The organism is Pseudomonas sp. MD195_PC81_125 (genome assembly GCF_014060985.1).
Lineage (GTDB): Bacteria > Pseudomonadota > Gammaproteobacteria > Pseudomonadales > Pseudomonadaceae > Aquipseudomonas > Aquipseudomonas parakoreensis.
Genome location: NZ_JABULD010000736.1, coordinates 1 through 642, shown reverse-complemented (window position 1 = coordinate 642; position 642 = coordinate 1). Strand labels below are relative to the sequence as shown.

At 55.1% G+C, this 642-nt stretch carries 1 protein-coding gene and 1 pseudogene; both read left to right on the top strand.

Annotated features, from left to right (window positions below; genetic code table 11):
* Nucleotides 1–196 (top strand): annotated as a pseudogene (locus HT737_RS28640) (TetR family transcriptional regulator); the annotation flags it as partial.
* Nucleotides 197–252: 56 nt separating this feature from the next.
* Nucleotides 253–642, top strand: a 390-nt coding sequence (locus HT737_RS28635; RefSeq protein WP_182404504.1) for a nuclear transport factor 2 family protein, incomplete at its 3' end; no start/stop codon positions are given.

Here is a 642-nt window from a genome sequence, read left to right as displayed (position 1 = left end):
GACCAAAGACCACAAACAGAAGCTGCTCGACTACCTGTGCGAGCTGTGTACCGAACATGGCGTCGAAGATCCGCAACGTCTGGCCAGGCAGTTGCTGATCCTGATTGACGGCGCCATTACCGTAGCGCTTGTGATGGGTGATCACAGTGCCGCTGATAATGCGCAATGCATGGCGCGTAAGTTATTGGACCTGTAACGCCTTAAATAAGCCTGAACCGTTGTTTAATCGTTTATTAGATCGGGAGACTGACAATGTCGACTGCTGCCCAAGTGCGTCCGCCTTTACCGCCGTTCAACCATGAATCGGCCATCGAAAAAGTTCGACTGGCCGAAGATGGCTGGAACTCCCGCGACCCCGAGAAGGTGTCGCTGGCCTACACACTCGACACGAAATGGCGCAACCGCGCCGAGTTCGCCAACAACCGTGAAGAAGCCAAGGCGTTCCTGACCCGTAAGTGGGCCAAGGAACTCGATTATCGCCTGATCAAGGAACTCTGGGCCTATTCGGATACGCGGATTGCCGTGCGCTACGCCTATGAATGGCGCGACGATTCGGGCAACTGGTTCCGTTCCTACGGCAATGAAAACTGGGAGTTCGATGAGCACGGCCTGATGTTCCAGCGCTATGCCTGCATCAACGAC